Raw genomic sequence first — 21,148 nt, 5'->3', positions numbered from 1 at the left:
GACGTGACGTGAAGTACCACGTCGTGCGGGGGGGGCGGGGCGCGCGCGGGGGGGGGGCGCGGCCGCCCGCCCGCCGCGCCCCCCGGGCCCTCGACCGTCATGCCTGCCCGCGGCCGGGGCGCGGGTCAGGGCGGGGGCCAGGTGATGAGCGTGTGCCCCCAGGTCAGTCCCGCGCCGAACCCGGCGAGCAGCACCAGGTCGCCGGGGCCGATCCGGTGCGTCCGCACGGCGCGGTCGAGGGCGAAGGGGATGCTGGCGGCGCCGATGTTGCCGACCTCGTCCCCGACGATCGCCAGCTGCGCCGGGTCCAGCCCGGCGTCGGGGGCCAGCGCGGCGACCAGTCGCGGGTTGGGCTGGTGCGGGATGACCAGGGCCAGGTCGGCGGGCTTGACCCCGGCGGCCTCGGTCGCCTCGGCCACCAGCCGCGGGAAGATCGCGGTGATGAAGTCGCGGACGGCGCGGCCGTCCATGTGGATGGTGTGGCCGAGCGCGGCGAGGGTCTCGGCGGTGGCGGGCAGGCGGCTGCCGCCCGCGGGGATGAGCACGTCGTCCGCGCCCGAGCCGTCCGATCCGAGGGTGATGGGGCCGATGCCGTGCCCGGCCGGGGCGGGCCCGACGACCACGGCGGCGGCGCCGTCGCCGAACAGCGCGGCGGTGGCGCGGTCGCCGGGGTTGAGGAACCGCGAGTACACCTCGACGCCGACGACCAGGGCGTAGGGGGGCGCGCCGCGCTGGGTGGCCAGCCAGCCGATCGCGGTCTGCAGCCCGAACACGAACCCGGTGCAGGCGGCGGAGATGTCGAACGCGGCGGCGCGGCGGGCGCCCAGCATCGTCTGCACGCGGCAGGCGGTGGACGGGGCGATCACGTCGGGCGTGGAGGTGCCGAGCACGATCAGGCCGAGGTCGGCGGCGTCCAGCCCGGCGGCCTCCAGCGCCCGGCGGGCGGCGGCCGCGGCGAGGTCGGAGGCGGCCTCGCCTGGGGCGACGACGTGCCGCCGCCTGATCCCGGTGCGGCGCTCGATCCAGTCCGGTTCCAGGCCGAGCGAGCGGGACAGGTCGGCGCTGTGAGCGACGTCGCGGGGCAGGTGGGCGCCGGTTCCGCGGATGGCCCACCCCCGCCCGCCGTCCCGCGCCGCTCCGCTGTGGTCCGCCCGGTCCGGCCGGTGCGCGTCGGGCACGGTCATGCGGGGCCTCTTCCCATCACCGGACTGGCGGTTGTCAGTCCCATCCCATAAGTGAATAATCCCATTTCAGGGTTTTGGTCCATAACTGAGAGCTAAGCGGCCGTTGGCTAAAAGGAAAAGGCAGCCTTCCTTCCAGGTAAGGAGACCCCGCGTGCCCGCACCCCGATTCCGCCCGGCCGAACTGCTCGAACCCGACGACGTCTGCGCCTTCCTGTTCCCCGGCACCGGCTCCGCCGGGGTCCCCGACCTGCCCGCCCTCGCCCGCACCGGCGCCGGCGCCGCCCGAGCCGTCGCCGACGTCCTGGACGCCGTCCAGGAGGGCCTTCCCCCCAAGGGCTGGCCGCTCCTGCGCAAGATCCTCATGGACGATCCCGGCGGCTACCGGGAGGCCGCCCGCACCCCCGGCGTCGCCCAGCTCGCCGGCTACGCCGCGTCCGTGGCCGTCGACCGCGCCCTGCGCGCCCACGGCGTCCACCCCCGCTTCGCGGTCGGGCAGAGCTTCGGAGAGATCGCCGCGCTGGTGTGCGCGGGCGCGTTCTCCATCGCCGACGGCGCCCGCATGGGCGTGGCCGCCGTCGGCGTCCTGGCCCGGCACGGCGGGGGCGGCGGCATGGGGCTCCTGGAGGCCGGGGAGGACCGCACCCGCGCCTGCATCGACGCCGCCGGCGCGCCGGAGGTGGTCGTCGCGTGCCTGAACGCCCCGCAGGTCACGGTCGTGTCGGGACCCGACGGGCCCCTGGACACCGTCCTGGACACCGCGCGCGGCCAGGGCGTGAACGCCGTGCGGCTCGCGGTGCCCTACCTGTCCCACCACCCCGCGATGGCCGGCGCCGACGAGGAGTGGTACGCGATGATCCGCGGCTTCCCGCAGCGGCCCCTGGAGCTGACGGTCCACTCGCCGGTCCGCGGCCGCGCCTACCGCGACGACGACGACCTGCACCGCGCCATGGCCGACTGCATCGTCAAACCCGTCCGGCTGCCGGACTCCCTGCGCGCCGTCCACGCGGCGGGCGCGACGGTGTTCACCGAGGCCGGCGCGGGCAACGCGCTGTGCCAGTGCGCGCGGCTGACCCTGCCGGACGCGCGGACGATGGCGCCGCTGCGCGACCGCCCCCGCCACGGCCTGACCGGCAAGGCCGCCCCCGGCGTCACCCCCTCCGGCGAGCGAAAGGACCCCTCGTGACCTCCGACGCCGACGCCCTGCGGCAGTTCGTGCACGGCTCCTCCCTCGACGCCAAGACGCGCGCGCGGCTGGAGGAGGCCGTCCCCGAGGAGTTCTTCACCGTCCCCGGCGGGCTCACCGCGCCCGACCGGCACGCGCTCACCTACGAGCGGCTGCGCCGCGCCGGGCTGGCCGCGCCGCCCGCCGGCGAGCTGCTGGCCGACCCGCCGGCCCTGTGCGCGCTGCTGGAGCGCGCCGCGATCGCCGACCCGCCGCTGTTCCACATGATGCTGCTGCACTACACGCTCGCGCTCGGCCCGGTCCTGCGGTTCGGCGCCGGGCAGGAGGAGACGCGGCCGCTGCGCGAGTCCCTGGAGTCGATGGACTCGTTCGGCACGCTGCTGATGACCGAGGTGGGACGCAGCAACAGCCATCTGTCGCCCCGCACCGTCGCCCGCCACGACTCCGCCACGGGCGGGTTCGTCCTCAGCACCCCCGACGCGCAGGCCGCCAAGTTCCCCACCAACACCGCCCATCCCGACCTGCCCAAGACCGCCGCCGTCTACGCCACCCTCGTCCACGGCGGCCAGGAGCGCGGCGTGTTCGTGTTCGCCGTGCCGCTGCGCGGACCCGGCGGTGCCGCCCCGCCCGGCGTGCGGATCGTCCCGGCGCCCGAGACGACCGGGCTGCAGATCGACTACGCCGCCGTCCTGCTGGAGGACGTCCGCGTCCCCTACGGGGCGTGGCTGCGCGACGGCGCGGCCATCGGGCCCGACGGGGACTTCCACGACCCGCACGGTCCCGCCGCCGCGCGGCTCACCCGCTCGATGGGCATCGCCCCGCCGGTGTGGCGGGCGGTCGTGTCGGCCTCCGCCGCGATCACCCGGGCGGCCGCCGGGATGCTGCTGGCCCACTCGGCGGGCCGCTCCACCCTCGGCCGGCTGGCGCCGCGCCGCCCCCTGACCGACTACCGCAACCAGCAGGAGGCGGTGCTGGGGGCGCTGGCGTCCGCCTACGCCCTCACCGCCGTCGCCGCCCACGTCACCACCCCGCGGCCTCCGGACCACCCGGCGGCCGAGGCGGGGGACGCGGGCGAGGCCGGGGGGCCGGCGACCGCGTGGGCGCCGTGGTCGGCGGTCGACCGGGACCTGGCGCTTCTGAAGGCCGCCGCGACCGTCCAGGCGCAGGAGACGGTGTCGGCGTGCCGGGTGCACAGCGGCGCCCCCGGGTTCGCGGCCGTCGAGCGCCTCAACGCCTACCGGGGCCTGACGCACGCCTACCAGAACGCCGGCGGCGACAACCAGCTCATCCTCTACGACACCGCGCGCGCGATGGCCGACCGCGACCGCTACGTCCCGCCCGAACCCGAGCTCGGGCCGCCCGACGACGGCGACCTGGACTCCCCGCGCGTGTGGCTGTTCCTGGCGCGCGACGCCGAGCGCCGCCTGCGCGACCGGCTCGCCGGACGGGTCCAGGCCGCCCTGCGCGACGGGCAGGACGCCTTCACCGCCTGGAACGGCAACCTGGCTCTGGCCGAGCGGACCGCCACCGCCTGCGCCGACCGGATCATCCTGGAGATCCTCGCCTCGGCCGCCGGCGCCGGGCCGCGGGCGCTCGGGCCCGTCCTGCGCCTGCACGCGCTGGACCGGCTGGAACGCCGCGCCGCCGTCCTGCTCAACGAGGGGGTCGTCCCGCCGGGGATCCTGGACGAGCTGGGGGCCGCGCGGCGCCGCGCCTGCGACGAGCTGGCGCCCCGCGCGGCGGAGCTGGCCGCCGCGTTCGACCTGCCCGCCCCGGTCACCGCGCCCGCCGCGTTCCTGGCCTGAAGGGGCACATCCGGGAAGAAACGGCACGCCACGCCGCGAATTCGCCAAGGAGGCGGGGGAACCGGCGCAAGGTGGCTACCGTTCTCGTTAGACATACCGCACGCGGGTGGTGGCACCCGCAGCCGATACGGAGGTAGACACAGTGGGAGTCAGTCTGAGCAAGGGCGGCAACGTCTCGCTGACCAAGGAGGCCCCCGGACTGACCGCCGTCGTGGTTGGTCTGGGGTGGGACGTGCGGACCACGACCGGCACCGACTTCGACCTGGACGCCAGCGCCCTGCTGTGCTCGGCGGAGAACAAGGTCCTGTCGGACCAGCACTTCGTGTTCTTCAACAACCTCAAGAGCCCCGACGGTTCGGTCGAGCACACCGGCGACAACCTCACCGGTGAGGGCGAGGGCGACGACGAGGCGATCAAGGTGAACCTGAGCGCCGTCCCCGCCGAGATCGCCAAGATCGTGTTCCCGGTCTCGATCTACGACGCCGACAAGCGCCAGCAGAGCTTCGGGCAGGTCCGCAACGCCTTCATCCGCGTGGTGAACCAGGCCGACAACAGCGAGATCGCGCGCTACGACCTGTCGGAGGACGCCTCGACCGAGACCGCGATGGTGTTCGGCGAGCTGTACCGCAACGGCGCCGAGTGGAAGTTCCGCGCGGTGGGCCAGGGCTACGCCTCGGGCCTGTCGGGCATCGCGTCCGACTTCGGGGTGAACGTCTGACCTCAGCGCACGTGGACGGGGCGCCCCCATGGCCGGGGGCGCCCCGTCGCGCGTCCGGGGCCGGCGCCCGCGTGCGCGCCCGTCAGCCGGCGGGGACGACGGCGAGGGCCTCGATCTCCACCAGCAGGTCGTCGCGGACCAGGCGCGACACCTCGACCAGCGACGCGGCGGGCGCGACGCCCTCGGGGACGAACTCGGCGCGCACGGCCCGCACGACCGGGGCGCCGCCGGCGTCGCGCAGGAAGTAGCCGAGCCGCACGACGTGCTCCCAGCGGGCGCCGGCGGCGGTGAGCGCGGTCTCCAGGTTGGCGAACACCTGCCGGGTCTGGGCCTCCAGGTCGCCGGGGCCGACCAGGTTCCCCGCCGAGTCCAGCGCGATCTGGCCGCTGATCACCACGAGCCGGCCGGGCACGTCGACGGACACGGCGTGGCTGTATCCGGGCCCGGGCGCCAGGCCCGGCGCGTCGATCTGGCGGTGGGCGGGGCCGGGTTCGTCGCTCCTCACAAGATCACGATACCGGGGGGCGGCCGAGCAGCTCCTCGCGCAGCCGCGTCTTGAGGATCTTGCCGCCGGGGTTGCGGGGCAGTCCCTGCTCGCGGAACCACACGTGCGCGGGCACCTTGAACGCGGCGATCCGCCCGCCCAGGAACTCCCGCAGGTCGCGCTCGGACACCGCCGCGCCGGGGCGCGGCACGACGACCGCGCCGACCTCCTCGCCGAGCACCTGGTGCGGGACGCCGATCACGGCGCAGTCGGCGACGGCGGGATGCTCGTAGAGGGCGGCCTCGACCTCGGCGCAGTAGATGTTCTCCCCGCCGCGGATCAGCATGTCCTTGGCGCGGTCGACGATGTAGACGAACCCGTCGTCGTCCAGGCGGGCCAGGTCGCCGCTGTGGAACCAGCCGTCCGTGAACGCGGCCGCGGTCGCCTCGGGCCTGTTCCAGTAGCCCTTGATGACGTTGGGCCCCTTGATGAGCAGCTCGCCGACCTCGCCGGCCGGCAGCTCCTCCCCGGCGGGCCCCACGACCTTGACGTCGCAGACCGCGACGGGCGGGCCGACGCTGTCGGGTCGCTCCAGGTAGTTCACGCCGCCGTTGTAGGTGGTGACCGAGGAGGTCTCGGTGAGGCCGTAGCCGTTGCCGGGCATCCGCTCGGGCAGCCGCTCCCTGATCTTGTCGACGAGGGCGGGCGCGGCCGGCGCGCCGCCGTAGCTGACGCCGGTGAGGCTGGAGGTGTCGAACTCGGCGAAGTCGGGGGAGGTCAGGACCTGCCAGGCCATCGTCGGCACGCCGCCGAACCCGGTGACCCGCTCCCGCTCGATCAGCTCCAGCGCCCTGCGGACGTCCCACTTGTACATCAGCACCACCGTGCCGCCCTGCAGGGCGCTGGACACCAGCACCGAGTGGCAGCCGGTGGCGTGGAAGAACGGGACGCTCAGCAGCGTCACGCGCGGCTGCGGCGCCGCGAGCTCCTCGACCGTGCGGCCGGCGCGCACGCCCGCCGACATGACCCCGTAGGCGAGGCTGACGGGGTTGCCGGCGATGTTGCGGTGCGTGCCGAGGGCGCCCTTGGGCCGGCCGGTGGTGCCGGAGGTGTAGAAGATCGTCGCCTCGTCCTCGGGGTCGAGAGGAACGTCGGGCAGGGGTGCCTCGGGCGGGGACGTTTCGGAGGACGCCACGGTGCCCGGGACGCCGGCGGCGTCCTCGAACGCCTCCGCTCCCGGGGGCAGGGCGCCGTCCGCGCGCGCGACCAGGCACGCCACGCCCAGGTCCGGCAGCACGCCGGCGAGCCGCTCGGCGCGCTCGGCGTCGGCGACCAGGACCTTGGCGCCGCTGTCGGCCAGCCCGTACTCCAGCTCCGCGGCGCTCCACCAGGCGTTGAGCGGGACCACGACGGCCCCGGCGACGGCGGCGCCGAAGAACGCCACCGACCACTCGGGGTAGTTGCGCATGGCGATCGCGACCCGGTCGCCCTTGGCGATCCCGTACCGGTCGGCGAGCGCCCGCGCGAACGCGGCCGCCCGCGCGTGGTGCTCGGCGAAGGTGAGCCGGTCGTCCCCGTAGACCAGGAAGTCCTTGTCGCCGTGGAGGCGGGAGATCTCCAGGACGTCGCGCAGGGTGGGCGGGGCGTTCTTCCACACGCGGGTCCGCACGCCGCGGATCCGCGTCTCGGCCATCTCGAACGGCTGCCCCGGCGCCGTCATCGCCGCCCTGACCTCGGCGACGCCCGCCAGCGGCCGCCCGGTGTCCTGCACGTCCCGGCTCTGCACGTCGCGCCTCCCGCGGGGTGGGCGCACCGCCGGGCGGCCCGTCCGCCGAACACGATTCGGTGCGCCGTGTCCGAAAATGTATGGTCCGCGTCACACACAGGTCAACGCCCCGGCGCCGCGGGCCCGGAGGAGACCGGTCCGGGCCGACGGTCCCGAGGAAGATCCCTGCCTGCGACAATGGGGGCATGACCGAGCGCAAGCCGATCGAGTACTGGTTGTCGGACATGGACGGCGTCCTGGTGCACGAGGGCCGTCCCGTCCCCGGCGCGGAGGAGTTCGTCCGCCGCCTGGCGGCGTCCGGAAAGCCGTTCCTCATCCTGACCAACAACTCGATCTACACCCGGCGGGACCTGTCGGCCCGCCTGGCGGCGGCCGGGCTGGTCGTCCCGCCCGAGGCGATCTGGACCTCGGCGCTGGCCACCGCCCGGTTCCTGGCCGACCAGCGGCCCGAGGGGTCGGCCTACGTGATCGGGGAGGCGGGCCTGACGACGGCGCTGCACGAGGCGGACTTCGTCCTCACCGACATCGACCCCGACTACGTGGTGCTCGGCGAGACCCGCACCTACAGCTTCTCCCAGATCACCCGCGCGATCCGGCTGATCGAGGGCGGCGCCCGGTTCGTGGCGACCAACCCCGACCCGATCGGCCCGTCCCCGGAGGGCTCGCTGCCGGCGTGCGGCGCCGTCGCCGCGATGATCACCCGGGCGACGGGCGTGGAGCCCTACTTCGTCGGCAAGCCGAACCCGCTGATGATGCGCACGGCGCTGAACGTGGTCGGCGGGCACAGCGAGAGCACCGCGATGATCGGCGACCGGATGGACACCGACATCGTCGCCGGTGTCGAGGCCGGGCTGGAGACGATCCTGGTGCTGACGGGCGTCACCCGCAAGGACGAGATCGCCCGGTTCCCGTTCCGCCCGCACCGCGTCGTGGCGTCCATCGCCGACCTCATCGAGCTGGTCTGACCCGCGTCCGCGCCCGGCCGCGGCGCGGCCGGGCGGGAACGTAGACTCGCAGGCGCCATGCGCACGATCAGACAGGGCGGCTCGGCGGAGCTGGAGGTTCGCAGGTCCCGGTTCGTCTGCACGCTCGCCCGCGTCGCCGACGAGGCGGAGGCGACGGCGTTCATCGCCGGGCACCGGCGCGCGCACCGCGACGCCACCCACAACTGCACCGCCTACGTCGTCGGCGAGCGCGGCGAGATCACCAAGAGCGGCGACGACGGCGAGCCGGCCGGGACGGCGGGGATCCCGATGCTGGAGGTGCTGGTGCGGCGCGGGCTGACCGGCACCGCCGCCGTCGTCACCCGCCACTTCGGCGGAGTGAAGCTCGGCGCGGGCGGTCTGGCGCGCGCCTACGGGCAGGCGGTCGCCGGCGCCCTGGACGCCGTCGGGGTCGTGGAGCTGCGCCCGGTGGTGACGGTCACCGTCGGCGTGGACCACGCGCTGGCGGGGCGGTTCCTGGGCGACCTGCACGCCCGCGGCCACCAGCCCGGCGACGTCCGCTACGGGACGGACGTGCAGGCCGACGTGGCGGTGCCCGTCCCGGACCTGGAGGCGTTCGAGGCGTGGGCCGCCGAGGTCACCGCCGGGCGCGCCCGGACGAGGCGCGGCGCGCCCGGCCACGTCGAGGTGCCCGTCCCCTGACCGGGCCCGGGCGGCTCAGGCGGCGAGGAACTCCTCCAGGGCCGGGGCGAGCGCGGCGGGGTCGACGTCGTGGGTCTGGCCGTCCAGGGTGCGGTGCGTCCCGGCGGGCAGGAGCGCGGCGGTGCGGCGCGCGATGTCGCGCATCCAGGCGGGGCTGTCGCCGCCGTCCAGCACCAGGGCCGGGACGGAGACGCCCGCGAGCAGGTCGTGCGGCAGCTCGGCGCCCGTGGCGGCGTCGTCCATGACCGCCGAGTCGTAGGCGAGGGTGGGCGCGAGCTCCTCCAGCGCGGGCCACATCGGCGCGCCCCGCATCTGGCGGACCATGTCCTCCGGCATGCCGACGGCGGTCATGAACAGGGCGAGGGCGTCCCCGGGGCGCCCGTCGGCGAGCATGCCGGTCAGCTCGGTGTTGTAGGCGCGGGCGCGGGTGAGGCGGTCGTCGTGGGCGGGGTTGAAGGGCGGCTCGAACAGCGCGAGCCGGGTGATGGGCAGGCCGTGCGCGGCGGCGCGCAGCGCCAGGACGGCGCCGGACGACATCCCGTACACCGCGGCGGACCCGCCGGCGGCCTCGATGACGGCGGCCAGGTCCTCGATCTCGCGTTCGACGGCGTAGGGCGGGGTGTCGCCGCTGTCGCCGCGCCCCCGGCGGTCGTAGGTGAGGACGGTGCGGTGCGGTGCCAGCAGCCCGGCGAGCGCCGCGCCGGAGCCGCGGTCGTTGAGGGCGCCGCCGACATGGATCAGGGCGGGTCCCTCGCCGGTCCGGTCGATGGCGATGCGGGTGCCGTCCTTGGAGTGCGTGATGTCCATGAAGGGTTCCTTCCCAGGTGGCCGCCTTTGCGCGGTCCGCTGCGCGTGGTCGTTGACCGGCGGGCAGGATCTCGCACAATGTCGAGAATGGGTACCTCACACCGGCTCAGGGCGTTGCGCGGAGCGCCGCCGCCGCGGGACGGGGGACCGTGCGCCGGGCGGCGGGAGGGCCAGTGACGGGGGCGGTCGCGGGGCTGGGGCCGGGCGTGGTGGTGGGGCTGGTGCTGCTGGCGGTCGCGGCGGGGATCGGGATCACGGCGGTCGGGCCGGGCGGGGTGCTGGTCACCGCGGGGCTGTTCGCGTTGACGCCGCTGTCACCGGCGCAGGTGGCGGGCACGGCGCTGGTCACCAACGTCGCGACGGGCGTGCTGGGCACGGCGGTGTACACGCGGTCGGGGCAGCTGCGCGAGCCGGAGGCGCGTCGGGCGGCGGTGCTGCTGTGCGGGGGCGCGGTGGTCGGGGCGCCGGTGGGGGTGCTGCTGAACGGGCTGGTGACGGGCCGGGCGTTCGGCGTGCTGCTGGGGGCGCTGGTGGCGGTGACGGCGGTGCTGGTGCTGGTGCGGCGTCCCGGAGGCCGGGGGCCTGCGGCGGACGGTCCGGGGCGGGCGGTGACCGCGGCTGCGGGTGCGGGGGTGGCGGCGGCGGGCGCGATGTTCGGGGTCGGGGGTCCGATGCTGTGCGTGCCGCTGCTGGTGGCGCTGGGGGTGCCGGTGCTGTCGGCGCTGGCCGCGGCGCAGGCCCAGTCGGTGGTGATCGCCGGTGCCGGGACGGTCGGGTACCTCGCGGCGGGCGCGGTCGACTGGCCGCTGGCGGCGCTGGTGGGCGTCCCGGAGCTGGCGGGGGTCCTGGCGGGGTGGGTGATCGCCCGGGCGGTGCCGGCGGGGGCGCTGAAGGGGGCGCTGGTGGTGAGCCTGCTGGCGCTGGCCCCGTACGTGGCGCTGCGCGGCTGAGCCGCCTCGCGGGCGGCGCGGGCGGGCGGGCGCCGGTCAGGTGCGGGCGCGCAGGCGGCGGAGCATGCGGGCGTCGGTGAATCCGACGGCGCGGGCGGCGGCGTCGGTGGTGGCGCCCTGCCCGATGAGGTGCTCGGCGCGTTCGAGCCGCAGTTCCTGCTGGTAGCGCAGCGGGGTCAGGCCGGTGGCGGCGGTGAAGCGGCGGGTGAGGGTGCGTTCGCTGACGCCGGCCTCGGCGGCCAGGACGTGCAGGGGCAGGGGGCCGGCGTAGTGGGCGTCGATGTGGTCCTGGGCGCGGTGGACGGCGTCGCTGACGTGGGCGCGGTGCCGCAGCAGGGCGCTGGCCTGGGGTTCGTCGCCGTTGCGGCGCGCGTACACGACCATGGCGCGGGCGGTGCGGGCGGCGGCGCCGGGGCCGTGCCGGGAGGCGACCAGGTGCAGGGCGAGGTCGATGCCGGAGGCGATGCCGGCGGAGGTGACGACGCGGCCGTCGGTGACGTACAGCACGTCGCGCACGACGGTGGCGCGCGGGTGGCGGCGGGCCAGGGCGTCCTGGAGCTCGTGGTGGGTGGTGCAGCGGCGCCCGTCCAGCAGTCCGGCGTGGGCGAGGGCGAAGGCTCCGGCGCAGACGCTGGCGACGGTGCCGCCCGCGGCGTGGTGGGCGGCCAGGCGGCGGGCGGCGCGGGCGGAGACGGGCGGGGCGTGGGGTTCGCCGTCGCCCCAGCGCCATCCGGGGACCAGGACGATGTCGGCCGCGGTGAGGTCGGGCCATGCGGTGGGGGCCTGGAGGGCGACGCCCTGCGCGGTGGGCACGGTCGCGGGCGCGGCGGCGGAGGGGGGCGCGGTCTCCGGCTCGTCCCCGGGGGCGGTGCGGTCGGCGACGTAGGCGAGCCGGTAGGGCAGGCCGGCGTCGGCGGCGGTGCCGAACACCTGGGCGGGCCCGGCCAGGTCGAGCAGGTGCAGGCCGGGGACGAGCAGGAAGACGACGCGGGTCACGATCCGGTCAGCCTACCGGGGGCGGGTGCGAGGTCGTCGAGCGAGGCGATCGCGGCGAACCGTCCGGCCAGGGCGTACTCGGTGCGGGCGATGATCTGGTCGGTGGGCAGGGTGGCGGGGTCGGCGAGGATCTCGGCCAGGGGGCGGCCGGGCGGGGCGTCGCGGTGCTCGATGGGGAAGGTGGCGGTGGCGTCGGTGACGAAGGCGACGCGGTAGCCGAGGTCGGCGGCCAGGCGTGCGGTGGTCTCGCAGCACTGCTCGGTCTGGATGCCGCAGACGGTGACCTCGCCGACGCCGCGTTCGGTGAGCAGCTGCTGCAGGCCGGTGGTGGTGAAGGCGTTGCGGGAGGTCTTGGTCATGACGGGCTCGCCGGGCTCGGGCGCCAGGCCGTCCATGAGGCGCACGTGGCCGAGCGCGGGGTCGAAGGGGTTCCCGGTGCCGGGTTCGGCGTGCAGGATCCACACGACCAGGTCGCCCGCGGCGCGGGCGGCGGCGGCCAGGCGCGCGGCGCGGGCGGCGATGTCGGGCGCCGAGACCGCCGCCCAGTTGGGGCGGCGGCGGAAGGACTCTTGGACGTCGATGACGAGGAGCGCTCGGTTCATGGGTCGATCCTGGCCGGGCGCGGCGGCGCCCGACAGGCGTCATCGCGACGGGAAGCGGAACGATCCGGTCAGCACGGCGGACGGCGGCGGCGTAAAGGATCTCGGGCGGGGGAGGGAGGGGACGTTCTGGGCGGGAATCCCCCGAGGTGAGGGGGTCTGTACGAGTGAGGGGGACTCGGCATGGGCGGAGGCGTCGGGGGGCACGCGCCGGGGGTCAGTCTCGGGGTGGAGGAGGAGTTCCTGCTGGTGGACCCGGGGTCGGGGGAGTGCGTCGGGCACGCCGAGGACGTCCTGGAAAGGGCCGGGCCGCACCGGTGGCGGGCCTCGGGTGGGTCGTTCCACACCGAGTTGCTGGGGTCGCAGGTGGAGGCGGTCACGGGGGTGTGCCACGACCTGGCGGGCCTGCGCGCGCAGCTGCGGTACGGGCGGGCGCGGCTGGCGGAGGCGGCGCGGGAGCGCGGCGCGCTGCTGGTGGCGGCGGGGACGCCGGTGCTGGGCGGCCGCCCGCCGCCGGCGGCGCGGGGCGAGCGGTTCGCCGCGATCGTGTCCGCCTACGGCGACGTGGTCGAGGACTACCAGGCGTGCGGCTGCCATGTGCACGTCGGCGTCCCGGACCGGGAGGCGGCGGTGGCGGTGGTGAACCATCTGCGGCCGTGGCTGCCGGTGCTGGTGGCGCTGGCGGCCAACTCGCCGTTCGACCGCGGGCGCCCCACCCGCTACGCGGCGCGCCGGATGATGGAGATGGCGCGGTTCCCGGGGGCGGGCGTGCCGCCGTGGTCGGCGTCGGCGGCCGACTACGACGCGCGGGTCGCGGCGCTGGTGGAGTCGGGCGCGCTGGTGGACGGGGCGATGACGTTCTGGCTGGCGCGGCCGTCGCCGCGGTGGCCGACGGTGGAGGTGCGGGCGGGGGACGCGGCGGCGACGGCGGACGAGGCGGTGCTGCAGGCCGCGCTGGTGCGGGGCCTGGTGGCCGCCGCGCTGGCGGATCTGGCGGCGGGCCGCGAGGCGCCGCGGGTGGACGGGCAGGTGTGCGCGGCGGCGCTGTGGAACGCGGCCCGGCACGGTCTGGACGGCGCGATGGTGGACCCGGTGTCGCACCGTGCCGTCCCGGTGCGGCGGCTGCTGGACGGACTCGTCGCCCGCGCGGCCCCGGCGCTGGAGGAGGCCGGCGACTTGGACGCGGTGTCCAGGCTGGTGGAGGGCGTGCGCCGCGCGGGGACGGGAGCGGACCGGCAGCGCCGGGCGGCCCGGCGGGGCGGGCCGCGCGCGGTGGTGGACATGCTGGTCCGCCAGACCGAGTCCGGCGACCTGGACACCGGCCTGGACGCCGGCCTCGGTGCCGGCTCGGACGCAGGGCCGGACGTGGCGGGCGGGCCCGCCGAGGGGGCGGGGGAGCCGCCCGACGAGACTCCTGGGGAGAAACCGGGCGTATGGGACGCGGGTGAGCGGGTACCGGAGCCGGACGCCCCTTGACGACGGAGGACACATGACCGTTCACCAGGACCGACCGCCCTCTCGCGGTCCCGAGCCCCGCCCGGGGACCGGACGCGGGCAGGCCCCCGCGTCAGGCCCTGCATCGGCTCCCGGGTCGGGCCCTGCGTCCGGCTTCGGATTCGGGGGTTCGCTCGGTTCCGTCCGGGCGCGCGCGGACCGGGCCCCGGTGCTGCCGGAGCCGCGCGGGCCGCTGTCGCGGGCCGTGGCGGACGTCCTGGCCTCGGGCCCGCCCCCGAGCCCGCTTCGCGACGACCCGCCTGGGCCGTGCGGGATCGGCGGGCTGGTCGCCGAGGCGCGGTCCTGCGACCCCTACGGGGAGGATCTGCAGCTGGCGCTGCACACCTGCTACGAGCTGCACTACCAGGGGTTCGCGGGCGTGGACCCGGACTGGGAGTGGGATCCGGGGCTGCTGCGGCTGCGCGGGGCGATGGAGGCGGTGTTCCTGGCGGCGCTGCGCCGCGACGTGTGGCAGGCTGCCGGCCCGGAAGCGGCCGGGGACGTGCAGGGGGCGCTTGAGGAGCTCCTGGTGGAGCCGGTGGACGCGCGCGGCGTGTCCCACCATCTGCGCGACGAGGGCACCTGGGGGCAGATGCGCGAGTACGCGGCGCTGCGGTCGGTGTACCACCTGAAGGAGGCCGATCCGCACGCGTGGGTGATCCCGCGGCTGCGGGGGCGGGCCAAGGCGGCGCTGGCGGCGGTGGAGAACGACGAGTTCGGCGGCGGCCGCGCGCGGATGACGCACCAGGGCCTGTACGCCGATCTGCTGGACGACCTGGGGCTGGACCCGTCCTACGGCGCGTACGTGGACGCGGCGCCCGCGGAGATGCTGGCGACGGTGAACATGATGTCGCTGTTCGGGCTGCACCGGTCGCTGCGGGCCGCGCTGGTGGGGCATTTCGCGGCGGCGGAGATCACCACGGCGCCGTCGGCGCGGCGGATGGCGCGGGCGCTGGAGCGGCTGGGCGCCGGTCCGCGCGCCCTGCTGTTCCACACCGAGCACATCGAGGCCGACGCCGTCCACGAGCAGGTGCTGCGCCACGAGGTGATCGGCGGGCTGCTGGAGGCCGAGCCGGGCCTGGCCGGGGACGTGGTGCTGGGCGTGCGCGCGACGGGCCTGCTGGAGGACCGGTTGGGCGGCCATCTGCTGGGGAGCTGGCGGGCGGGCCGTTCGGCGCTGCGGCGCCCGCTCGCCGACACGGTGGGCGATGCGGTGGGCGATGCGGGCCCCGGCGCCGGGGCCGGTGTGGTGAGTGACGTGCCGGCGGCCGCGCCGGCGGCCGGGTGAAGGGGAGGGGCGGGATGATGCTTTTCAGGCCGCCGGGCGTGTACCGGCCGCAGGCCGACACCTCGCTGCTGACGCGGGCGCTGCTGAGGTCGCTGTCGCGGGCGGGGGCGCCGCCGGGGGCACGGGTCCTGGAGCTCGGCACGGGGACCGGCGCGGTGGCGCTGGCCGCTGCGCGGGCGGGCTGCGAGGTCGTCGCGGTGGACGCCTCGTCGCAGGCGGTGCTGGCGGCGCGGGTGAACGCGCGGATGCGGGGGCTGCCGGTGCGGGTGCTGCGCGGGGACATGTTCGCGCCGGTCGCCGGGCAGGAGTTCGACGTGATCGTCGCGAACCCCCCGTACGTGGCCGGGGAGGTCGACCCGGCGTCGGTGCGGGGCCGGGCGCGGGCGTGGGAGGCGGGCCCGGACGGCCGGATTCTGCTGGACCGGATCTGCGCGCAGGCCCCCCGGCATCTGTCGCCGTCGGGGACGCTGCTGGTGGTGCACTCGGCGCTGAACGGGGTGGCGGCCACGCTGGTGGGGCTGCGCCGCGCGGGGATGCGGGCGTCGGTGGTGGCGCGGCACCGCGAGCCGTTCGGGCCGGTGATGCGGCGCCGCGCGGACGGGCTGCGGGCGCGCGGCCTGCTGGTGGAGGGGCAGCGGCACGAGGACCTGGTGGTGGTGCGCGCGGACCGGATGGAGGAGGAGGCGGCCGATGAGCGCGACCAGCGGGCGGCCTGAGACTCGGCCCGAGACCCGGCCGGAGTCGCGGCCGGTGCCCGCGAATGGTGCCGAAGGCCCGGACGGAGCGACGCCGGGCGGCCGGGAGCGGCGGCGGGTGCGGATGGTGCCGGGCGGCCCCGTGCTGGTGGAGGGCCCGGTGGAGATCGTGATGGAGGACGGGTCGACGGCGGTGTCGGACCGGTGGCTGGTGGCGCTGTGCGCGTGCCGCCGCAGCCGCGCGTACCCGTTCTGCGACACCAGCCATCGCCGGCGCAGCCGCGACTGATCCCGGACGGCGGCCGGCCCCCGCCGCGACGTTGCTGCCGGGTGGGGGTCAGCCGCCGAGGCTGTCCAGGGCGGTGTCCAGCCGCTGGGCGAGGGCCTCGATCTGCTCCTCGTTGGCGCCGGTGTCGAGTTCGGCGATGACGGCGTCCCGGGTGGTGATCACCATGGCGTCCTCGGGGCCGTCGCCGCGGCTCGGGTCGGCCGGGACGACGGCGGCGCGGCCGCCGACGACGACGAGCGCGGCGCCGCGGTCGGTGGAGGCCAGCAGGGTGTGCAGGTGCTCGCTTGTGATCGTCGGCATCGGGTGACCTCCGGATCGGTTGGGCGGCGGAGCGGGGCCGGGCCGTGGGGCCGGACCGCGCCGCCGGTCGTGGTGGGTGGTGGCCGTCTGGTGCGTGGTGGCGGAGTCGGCGTGGGTGCGGTCAGGGCTTGCGGCCGACTCCGGTGGCGAACTCGCGTCCGCGCAGCCGCCCGCCGGTGTCGTGGGCCAGTGGCGGGGTGTCGCGGCCGGCGCCGGTGCGCAGCCCTTCCAGGAACTCGGTGATCGCCTCGCGGGCGCTGTGGCGGGGCGTCCAGCCGAGCTCGTCGCGGGCCCGGGCGGTGTCCATGAGCGGGATCTGCAGGGCCAGGTCGAGCAGTGCGGGGGAGGCGGGCACCAGGTGCAGGTTCCAGGCGGCGGCGAGCGCGGCCCGCACGCCCCGCGCGGGCAGCCGCACGATCCGGGCGCCGAGCAGGTCGGCGAGCTCGGCGGCGTCCAGGGCGGGTTCGGCGGCGAGGTTGAAGGCGCCGCGGGCCTCGCCGGTGGCGGCGAGCCGGAACGCCTGCCCGGCGTCGGCGGAGTGCAGGACCTGCAGCCGCAGGCCGGGCAGGTCCGGCACGACCGGGATGAGGTCGGGGCGGGCCAGGCGGCCGGGCAGCAGCGGCCCGGCGAACAGGCGGCGCTGCTCGCTGGCGCTCTGCCGTTCGAAGACGAACCCGGGCCGCAGCCGCACGACGCGGCAGTCGGGGTTGGCGGTCTCGAAGGCGTCCAGGAGCCGTTCGACGTAGGCCTTCTCGCGGCTGTAGGCGGCCTCGGGCCACCCGTGGGTGGGCCAGGACTCGTCGACCGCGCGGTCCTTGGGGCCGGGGGAGTAGGCCCCGACCGAGGAGGAGTACACCAGCGCGGGCACGCCCGCGCGGGCGGCGGCGTCGAACACCCGGGCGCTGCCGACGGCGTTGGCGTCCCAGGTCACCGCGGGCCGGTGGGTGGGCTGGAACAGCCAGGCCAGATGGATGACGACGTCGGCGCCGCGCATCAGGGGGACCAGGTCGGTGTCGGTGACGTCGGCCTCGGCCCAGCGCAGCTTGCCGGTCCCGGCGGGGTCGGCCTCGCGGGCGGCCCCGGGGCCGGGGTCGCGGCGGGCCAGTCCGGTGATCTCGGTGACGGCCGGGTCCTCGGCGAGCGCGCGGACGGTGCTGGTCCCGATGTTGCCCGTGGCGCCGGTGACGACGACGCGCATGGCGATCTCCCCCTCGTCGGCGGTTCGCCCGCGGGATCGTCCCCGCAGGTGGACGGCCCCATTCCCGTCCCGCGCCGATGTATGCCCGCCGCGCCGCCGGCCCCGGGCCCGCGCCCGGGGCCCGCGGCCGGCGGGGCCGGGTCAGGCGGGGAGGGCCTCGCCCGGGCGGCAGTGCAGGCACGGCCGGTACCCCGCGGCGCGCGCGGCGGCCAGGTCCCGGAACCCGCGCCGGTGCCCGGGGGTGATCCGGCGCGCGTCCGCGCAGGTCGGGTAGCACACGATCCCGGTGGTGTCGGAGCCCACCAGCCGCACGCCGCGCCGCGCCAGCCCGGTCACCTCCTCGACGTCGACGTCCTCGGCGCGCAGCAGCCGTTCCTTGGCGCCGGCGCCGAACACGTAGTCGCCCAGGGAGCCGTCCGAGCGGGTCACGCGGTGGCAGGGGATCAGCAGCGGGACGGGGTTGCGGCCCAGCGCCGACCCGACGGCGCGGACGGCCTTGGGCCGTCCGGCGTGCCGGGCCACCCACGCGTAGGGGCGGATCTGGCCGCGCGGGATCTGCGCGGCGGCGCGCAGGACGGCGGCCTCGAAGTCGCTGAGGCCGCGCAGGTCCAGGCGCAGCGTGCCGAGCCGGCCGGTGCGCAGCGCGGGCAGCAGCCCGGGTGGGGGGCGGTCGGCGGGCAGCAGCGGCCGGGCGAACCGGGCGCGGAACGCCGCGGCGAACTCCCGCTCGTCCATGCCGGCGCGCAAGTAGGCGACGCCCTGGTCGGTGAAGGCGACCTGCAGGCCCTCCAGGGGGCCGGGGACGTGGACGCGGCGGGCGGCGATGCGGTCCAGCAGGGCCGGGGGCGCGTCGGCGGCCAGGCCCGCCAGTTCACCGGCCAGCGGGTCGGGCGTGCCGCCGGCGGGGTCGGTGCGGTTCATCGGGTGCCCCCTTTCTGCTCGGGGTCGGGTGCGGTGCCCGGCCCGGTGGTTCCCGGCCCCGTGACGCCGGATCCGGTGGCGCCGGGTTCGGCGCGCAGGGCGCGCAGGCGGGCCAGGCCGCGGGAGATGTGGGACTTCACGGTGCCCTCGGGCAGGTCCAGGACGGCGGCGATCTCAGCGACGGGCAGGTCGGTGACGTGCCGCAGCACGACCGCGGCGCGCTGCTGGTGGGGGAGCCGGGCCAGCAGGCCGGCCAGCTCGCGGCCGGTCTCGTGGCGGGCGGCGGCGTCCTCGACGCCCTCGCCCGGGTCGGGCGGGTCGGGGGCGTCCTCGATGGGGCCCGGCGGCGGGCGCCGCGCGGCCGTGCGCAGGCTGTTGCGCCACACGTTGGTCAGGATCGTCAGCAGCCAGGCCCGCGGCCGCAGCCCGGCGACGCGCGCCGGCTCGTAGCCGGCCAGCGCGCGGTAGGCGCGCAGGAACGCCTCGGCGGACAAATCCTCGGCCTCGGCCCACCGCCCGCACAGCCGCAGCGCGGTGGAGAACACCGCGCCCCGGTAGGCCTCGTACAGGTCGGCGAACCCCTCGTCGAGGTCGCGGGCCAGGGCGGCGGCGACCCGAGCCCCGGCGGTGTCGCCTGCCGGGGCGTCCCCACCGCCCGCGGCGGCGTCGGGGGCGCGGGTGAGAGCTTCGTCCGTAACCGTCACATCCGTTCAACACCGCCGTGACCGGCCCGGTTGCGGTCCCTCGGAGCGGGTCCGCGAGACCGGGCCGTGAGATGGGGCCGGGCGGGTGGTCAGCCGAGCCAGCCGGGACGGATCATTCCCGTCTCGTAGGCCAGCACCACCAACTGGGCGCGGTCGCGGGCGCCGAGTTTGGCCAGGATACGGCTGACGTGGGTCTTGGCCGTGGCGGGCGACAGCACCAGCCGCCCGGCGATCTCCTCGTTTGACAGGCCCGCCGCGACCAGCCGCAGCACCTCGCTCTCCCGCTCGGTCAGCGCGTTGAGCTCGGCGGCGGGCGGCGGCGCGGTGATCCGGGAGGCGAACTCGGCGATGAGCCGGCGCGTCACCGTGGGCGCCAGCAGCGCGTCGCCGCGCGCCACCACCCGCACCCCGTGGATCAGCTCGGTCGGCTCGGTGTCCTTGACCAGGAACCCGCTGGCCCCGGCCTTGATCGCGCCGTAGACGTAGTCGTCCAGGTCGAACGTCGTCAAGATCACCACGCGGACGTCGGCGAGGCGGGGGTCGGCGATGATGCGCCGGGTGGCCTCCAGCCCGTCCAGGACGGGCATGCGGATGTCCATCAGCACCACGTCGGGCCGCAGCTCGCGGGCCCGCGCGACGGCCTGCTCCCCGTCGCCGGCCTCGGCGACGATCTCGATGTCGTCCTCGCCCTCCAGGATCGACCGGAACCCCGCCCTGACCAGCGTCTGGTCGTCGGCCAGCATCACCCGGATCACGCGTTCTCCTCTGTTGTCTCGCCCAGCCCGCTCATATCGTCCTTCGTGTCCTTCTCGCGCGGGGCGGCCGGTCCGGCGGCGTCCAGCGGCAGCCGCGCCCACACCCGGAACCCGCCCGCCGGGCCGGGCCCGGCGGCCAGCTCCCCGCCGACCGAGGCGGCCCGTTCGCGCATGCCCCGAACCCCGTTGCCGCCCGCACCAAGCTCCGCACCCTCCGCGTGCGGGGGAGCGGGCGGGCCTGGGCCGTCGTCGTCCACCCGCACGACCACCTCGCCGGGGAACACCCGCACCTCGACCGTGACCGCGGCGGCCCCCGAGTGCCGGACGGCGTTGGTCAGCGCCTCCTGCACGATGCGGTACCCGGCCAGCCCGACCGGGGCCGGAAGGTCCCCCAGCGCCGCCGTCCCCGGCTCACCGGGCTCGGGCAGGTCGCCGGCGCGGCGGACCGCCAGCCCGGCCGCGGCGGTCTGGTCCAGCAGCTCCCCGACCCGCGCCAGCGACGGCGGCGGCGCCACCGGCCGCTCCGGCGCGCCGGGCGCGCCGTCCTCGGCGTCGACCTGCCGCAGCACGCCCAGGATCCCGCGCAGCTCCCGCAGGGTGTCCTTGCTCGCCGCCTTGATCGCCTCCAGCGCCGTGTAGGCGCGGCCCGGGTCGTCGCGGCGGTGCAGCGCCGCCCCCGCCTGCACGTTGATCAGCGAGATCTGGTGGGCGAGCACGTCGTGCAGCTCGCGGGCGATGCGCAGCCGCTCGGCGACCGCGCGGCGCCGCGCCTCGGCCTCGCGGTCGCGCTCGGCCGCGGCGGCGCGCCGCTCGGCGGCCTCGGCCAGGGCGCGGCGGCCGCGCACGTACTGCCCGATCGCCACCGTGATCAGCAGTCCCAGCGACAGCGACGCCACGCCGCGGGCGTCGGTCACCGCGTCGGGGTCGTCGCCCTTTCCGCGCACCGACGCCGCCGCCAGGAAACCGGCGTTGACGACGATGACCGCGCCCAGCGACACCGCCAGCCGGCACTCCACGGCCGCGTTGAACAGCGCCAGCCACAGCACGACCGCCACGGGCCCGTCCGGGTACCCCAGCGGGTAGTACAGCGGCGGCACCGCCACGGCGACCACCAGGACCGCCGCCGGGTGGCTGCGCCGCCACGCCAGCGCCGCCGACGCCGCGGCGATCAGCGCCAGCCCGCCCGGCCACAGCGGCCGGTCCCCGGGCTTGACCGCCGCCTCGCTCATCGCGACCGACGCCACCAGGACCGCCGCCGCCAGCAGGGCGTCGGCCGCCCGCCCGCGCGGCCACCACGGCCCGCCCGGCGCCCGGCCCGCGATCCTGCCGGGGACCCCGGCCACCGC

General features: G+C 76.8%; 22 protein-coding genes. 10 read left to right on the top strand and 12 right to left on the bottom strand.

Annotation, left to right across the window (positions count from 1 at the left end; all coding sequences use genetic code 11):
* Positions 1 to 125: 125 nt before the first annotated feature.
* Positions 126 to 1,184, bottom strand: a complete 1,059-nt coding sequence (locus AB0C87_RS42580) for a beta-ketoacyl-ACP synthase 3 (protein WP_345187206.1) — start codon at positions 1,182 to 1,184, stop codon at positions 126 to 128.
* Between the two features lie 151 nt (positions 1,185 to 1,335).
* On the opposite strand from AB0C87_RS42580, the gene AB0C87_RS42575 reads away from it, so the two are divergent.
* From AB0C87_RS42575 to AB0C87_RS42565, 3 genes are all read left to right on the top strand, one after another.
* Positions 1,336 to 2,367 carry an acyltransferase domain-containing protein gene (locus AB0C87_RS42575; RefSeq protein WP_353835938.1) on the top strand — a complete coding sequence of 344 codons (1,032 nt, stop codon included), beginning with the start codon at positions 1,336 to 1,338 and terminating at the stop codon, positions 2,365 to 2,367.
* Positions 2,364 to 4,172, top strand: a complete 1,809-nt coding sequence (locus tag AB0C87_RS42570; RefSeq protein WP_360582253.1) for an acyl-CoA dehydrogenase — start codon at positions 2,364 to 2,366, stop codon at positions 4,170 to 4,172. Before AB0C87_RS42575 ends, AB0C87_RS42570 begins: the two co-directional genes overlap by 4 nt.
* 142 nt (positions 4,173 to 4,314) lie before the next feature.
* Positions 4,315 to 4,890, top strand: a complete 576-nt coding sequence (locus AB0C87_RS42565) for a TerD family protein (RefSeq protein WP_345187213.1) — start codon at positions 4,315 to 4,317, stop codon at positions 4,888 to 4,890.
* Positions 4,891 to 4,972: 82 nt separating this feature from the next.
* On the opposite strand, the gene AB0C87_RS42560 is transcribed toward AB0C87_RS42565, so the two are convergent.
* Entirely contained in the window at positions 4,973 to 5,395 is a 423-nt protein-coding gene (locus AB0C87_RS42560) for a RidA family protein (protein ID WP_345187215.1), read from the bottom strand.
* 4 nt (positions 5,396 to 5,399) lie between these two features.
* Positions 5,400 to 7,160: a class I adenylate-forming enzyme family protein gene (locus AB0C87_RS42555; protein ID WP_360582250.1), complete on the bottom strand. Its 1,761-nt coding sequence runs from the start codon at positions 7,158 to 7,160 to the stop codon at positions 5,400 to 5,402.
* A gap of 185 nt (positions 7,161 to 7,345) precedes the next feature.
* On the opposite strand from AB0C87_RS42555, the gene AB0C87_RS42550 reads away from it, so the two are divergent.
* Both AB0C87_RS42550 and AB0C87_RS42545 read left to right on the top strand, forming a co-directional pair.
* Positions 7,346 to 8,125, top strand: coding sequence for an HAD-IIA family hydrolase (locus tag AB0C87_RS42550; RefSeq protein WP_345187223.1), 780 nt, complete (start codon positions 7,346 to 7,348; stop codon positions 8,123 to 8,125).
* Between the two features lie 57 nt (positions 8,126 to 8,182).
* The gene (locus AB0C87_RS42545) at positions 8,183 to 8,806 is read left to right on the top strand and encodes a YigZ family protein (RefSeq protein ID WP_345187225.1); all 624 of its coding nucleotides are present in this window, start codon (positions 8,183 to 8,185) and stop codon (positions 8,804 to 8,806) included.
* A gap of 15 nt (positions 8,807 to 8,821) precedes the next feature.
* Here AB0C87_RS42545 and AB0C87_RS42540 read toward each other — a convergent pair whose 3' ends face one another.
* On the bottom strand, positions 8,822 to 9,613 hold the full coding sequence (locus AB0C87_RS42540; protein ID WP_360357206.1) for an alpha/beta hydrolase: 792 nt from the start codon (positions 9,611 to 9,613) through the stop codon (positions 8,822 to 8,824).
* Positions 9,614 to 9,786: 173 nt separating this feature from the next.
* Here AB0C87_RS42540 and AB0C87_RS42535 point away from each other — a divergent pair, with 173 nt between their 5' ends.
* Positions 9,787 to 10,563, top strand: coding sequence for a sulfite exporter TauE/SafE family protein (locus AB0C87_RS42535; RefSeq protein WP_360582248.1), 777 nt, complete (start codon positions 9,787 to 9,789; stop codon positions 10,561 to 10,563).
* 36 nt (positions 10,564 to 10,599) lie between these two features.
* Here AB0C87_RS42535 and AB0C87_RS42530 read toward each other — a convergent pair whose 3' ends face one another.
* Positions 10,600 to 11,559, bottom strand: a complete 960-nt coding sequence (locus tag AB0C87_RS42530) for a DJ-1/PfpI family protein (protein ID WP_360582246.1) — start codon at positions 11,557 to 11,559, stop codon at positions 10,600 to 10,602.
* Positions 11,556 to 12,161, bottom strand: coding sequence for an isochorismatase family protein (locus AB0C87_RS42525; RefSeq protein ID WP_360582244.1), 606 nt, complete (start codon positions 12,159 to 12,161; stop codon positions 11,556 to 11,558). The genes AB0C87_RS42530 and AB0C87_RS42525 overlap by 4 nt, the downstream gene beginning before the upstream one ends.
* Before the next feature lie 180 nt (positions 12,162 to 12,341).
* On the opposite strand from AB0C87_RS42525, the gene AB0C87_RS42520 reads away from it, so the two are divergent.
* The 4 genes from AB0C87_RS42520 (at position 12,342) to AB0C87_RS42505 (ending at position 15,924) form a co-directional block, all read left to right on the top strand.
* Positions 12,342 to 13,634, top strand: a complete 1,293-nt coding sequence (locus tag AB0C87_RS42520; protein WP_360582242.1) for a glutamate--cysteine ligase — start codon at positions 12,342 to 12,344, stop codon at positions 13,632 to 13,634.
* A gap of 187 nt (positions 13,635 to 13,821) precedes the next feature.
* The gene (locus AB0C87_RS42515) at positions 13,822 to 14,940 is read left to right on the top strand and encodes an iron-containing redox enzyme family protein (protein ID WP_360582240.1); all 1,119 of its coding nucleotides are present in this window, start codon (positions 13,822 to 13,824) and stop codon (positions 14,938 to 14,940) included.
* Between the two features lie 14 nt (positions 14,941 to 14,954).
* Complete coding sequence (locus AB0C87_RS42510; protein ID WP_360582238.1) at positions 14,955 to 15,656, top strand: HemK2/MTQ2 family protein methyltransferase; 702 nt, start codon at positions 14,955 to 14,957, stop codon at positions 15,654 to 15,656.
* On the top strand, positions 15,631 to 15,924 hold the full coding sequence (locus AB0C87_RS42505) for a CDGSH iron-sulfur domain-containing protein (protein WP_353835324.1): 294 nt from the start codon (positions 15,631 to 15,633) through the stop codon (positions 15,922 to 15,924). The genes AB0C87_RS42510 and AB0C87_RS42505 overlap by 26 nt, the downstream gene beginning before the upstream one ends.
* Before the next feature lie 48 nt (positions 15,925 to 15,972).
* Here AB0C87_RS42505 and AB0C87_RS42500 read toward each other — a convergent pair whose 3' ends face one another.
* The 6 genes from AB0C87_RS42500 to AB0C87_RS42475 all read right to left on the bottom strand — a co-directional run.
* Entirely contained in the window at positions 15,973 to 16,224 is a 252-nt protein-coding gene (locus tag AB0C87_RS42500; protein WP_345187244.1) for a hypothetical protein, read from the bottom strand.
* A 121-nt stretch (positions 16,225 to 16,345) separates the two neighbouring features.
* Complete coding sequence (locus AB0C87_RS42495) at positions 16,346 to 17,422, bottom strand: NAD-dependent epimerase/dehydratase family protein (protein WP_360582236.1); 1,077 nt, start codon at positions 17,420 to 17,422, stop codon at positions 16,346 to 16,348.
* A gap of 141 nt (positions 17,423 to 17,563) precedes the next feature.
* Entirely contained in the window at positions 17,564 to 18,343 is a 780-nt protein-coding gene (locus AB0C87_RS42490) for a methylated-DNA--[protein]-cysteine S-methyltransferase (RefSeq protein WP_345187249.1), read from the bottom strand.
* Complete coding sequence (locus tag AB0C87_RS42485) at positions 18,340 to 19,047, bottom strand: sigma-70 family RNA polymerase sigma factor (protein WP_353835910.1); 708 nt, start codon at positions 19,045 to 19,047, stop codon at positions 18,340 to 18,342. The genes AB0C87_RS42490 and AB0C87_RS42485 overlap by 4 nt, the downstream gene beginning before the upstream one ends.
* Positions 19,048 to 19,136: 89 nt before the next feature.
* Positions 19,137 to 19,802, bottom strand: coding sequence for a response regulator transcription factor (locus AB0C87_RS42480; RefSeq protein WP_360361548.1), 666 nt, complete (start codon positions 19,800 to 19,802; stop codon positions 19,137 to 19,139).
* The coding region (locus AB0C87_RS42475) for a histidine kinase (protein WP_360582233.1) at positions 19,799 to 21,148 on the bottom strand (1,350 nt) is incomplete at its 5' end. The genes AB0C87_RS42480 and AB0C87_RS42475, both read right to left, overlap by 4 nt.

It is taken from the genome of Actinomadura sp. NPDC048021 (assembly GCF_040653135.1).
In the GTDB taxonomy this organism is placed as follows: Bacteria; Actinomycetota; Actinomycetes; order Streptosporangiales; family Streptosporangiaceae; genus Spirillospora; species Spirillospora verrucosospora.
Note: the sequence above shows the minus strand (reverse complement) of the source record. Positions and strands in the feature narration are given on the sequence as shown.

Excerpts from the sequence above, each read along its gene's own strand:
- AB0C87_RS42495 (WP_360582236.1), bottom strand. The coding sequence starts at position 17,422 with ATGCGCGTCGTCGTCACCGGCGCCACGGGCAACATCGGGACCAGCACC.
- AB0C87_RS42500 (WP_345187244.1), bottom strand. The coding sequence starts at position 16,224 with ATGCCGACGATCACAAGCGAGCACCTGCACACCCTGCTGGCCTCCACC.
- AB0C87_RS42540 (WP_360357206.1), bottom strand. The coding sequence starts at position 9,613 with ATGGACATCACGCACTCCAAGGACGGCACCCGCATCGCCATCGACCGG.
- AB0C87_RS42545 (WP_345187225.1), top strand. The coding sequence starts at position 8,183 with ATGCGCACGATCAGACAGGGCGGCTCGGCGGAGCTGGAGGTTCGCAGG.
- AB0C87_RS42490 (WP_345187249.1), bottom strand. The coding sequence starts at position 18,343 with ATGAACCGCACCGACCCCGCCGGCGGCACGCCCGACCCGCTGGCCGGT.
- AB0C87_RS42550 (WP_345187223.1), top strand. The coding sequence starts at position 7,346 with ATGACCGAGCGCAAGCCGATCGAGTACTGGTTGTCGGACATGGACGGC.
- AB0C87_RS42505 (WP_353835324.1), top strand. The coding sequence starts at position 15,631 with ATGAGCGCGACCAGCGGGCGGCCTGAGACTCGGCCCGAGACCCGGCCG.
- AB0C87_RS42525 (WP_360582244.1), bottom strand. The coding sequence starts at position 12,161 with ATGAACCGAGCGCTCCTCGTCATCGACGTCCAAGAGTCCTTCCGCCGC.
- AB0C87_RS42580 (WP_345187206.1), bottom strand. The coding sequence starts at position 1,184 with ATGACCGTGCCCGACGCGCACCGGCCGGACCGGGCGGACCACAGCGGA.
- AB0C87_RS42510 (WP_360582238.1), top strand. The coding sequence starts at position 14,955 with ATGATGCTTTTCAGGCCGCCGGGCGTGTACCGGCCGCAGGCCGACACC.
- AB0C87_RS42520 (WP_360582242.1), top strand. The coding sequence starts at position 12,342 with ATGGGCGGAGGCGTCGGGGGGCACGCGCCGGGGGTCAGTCTCGGGGTG.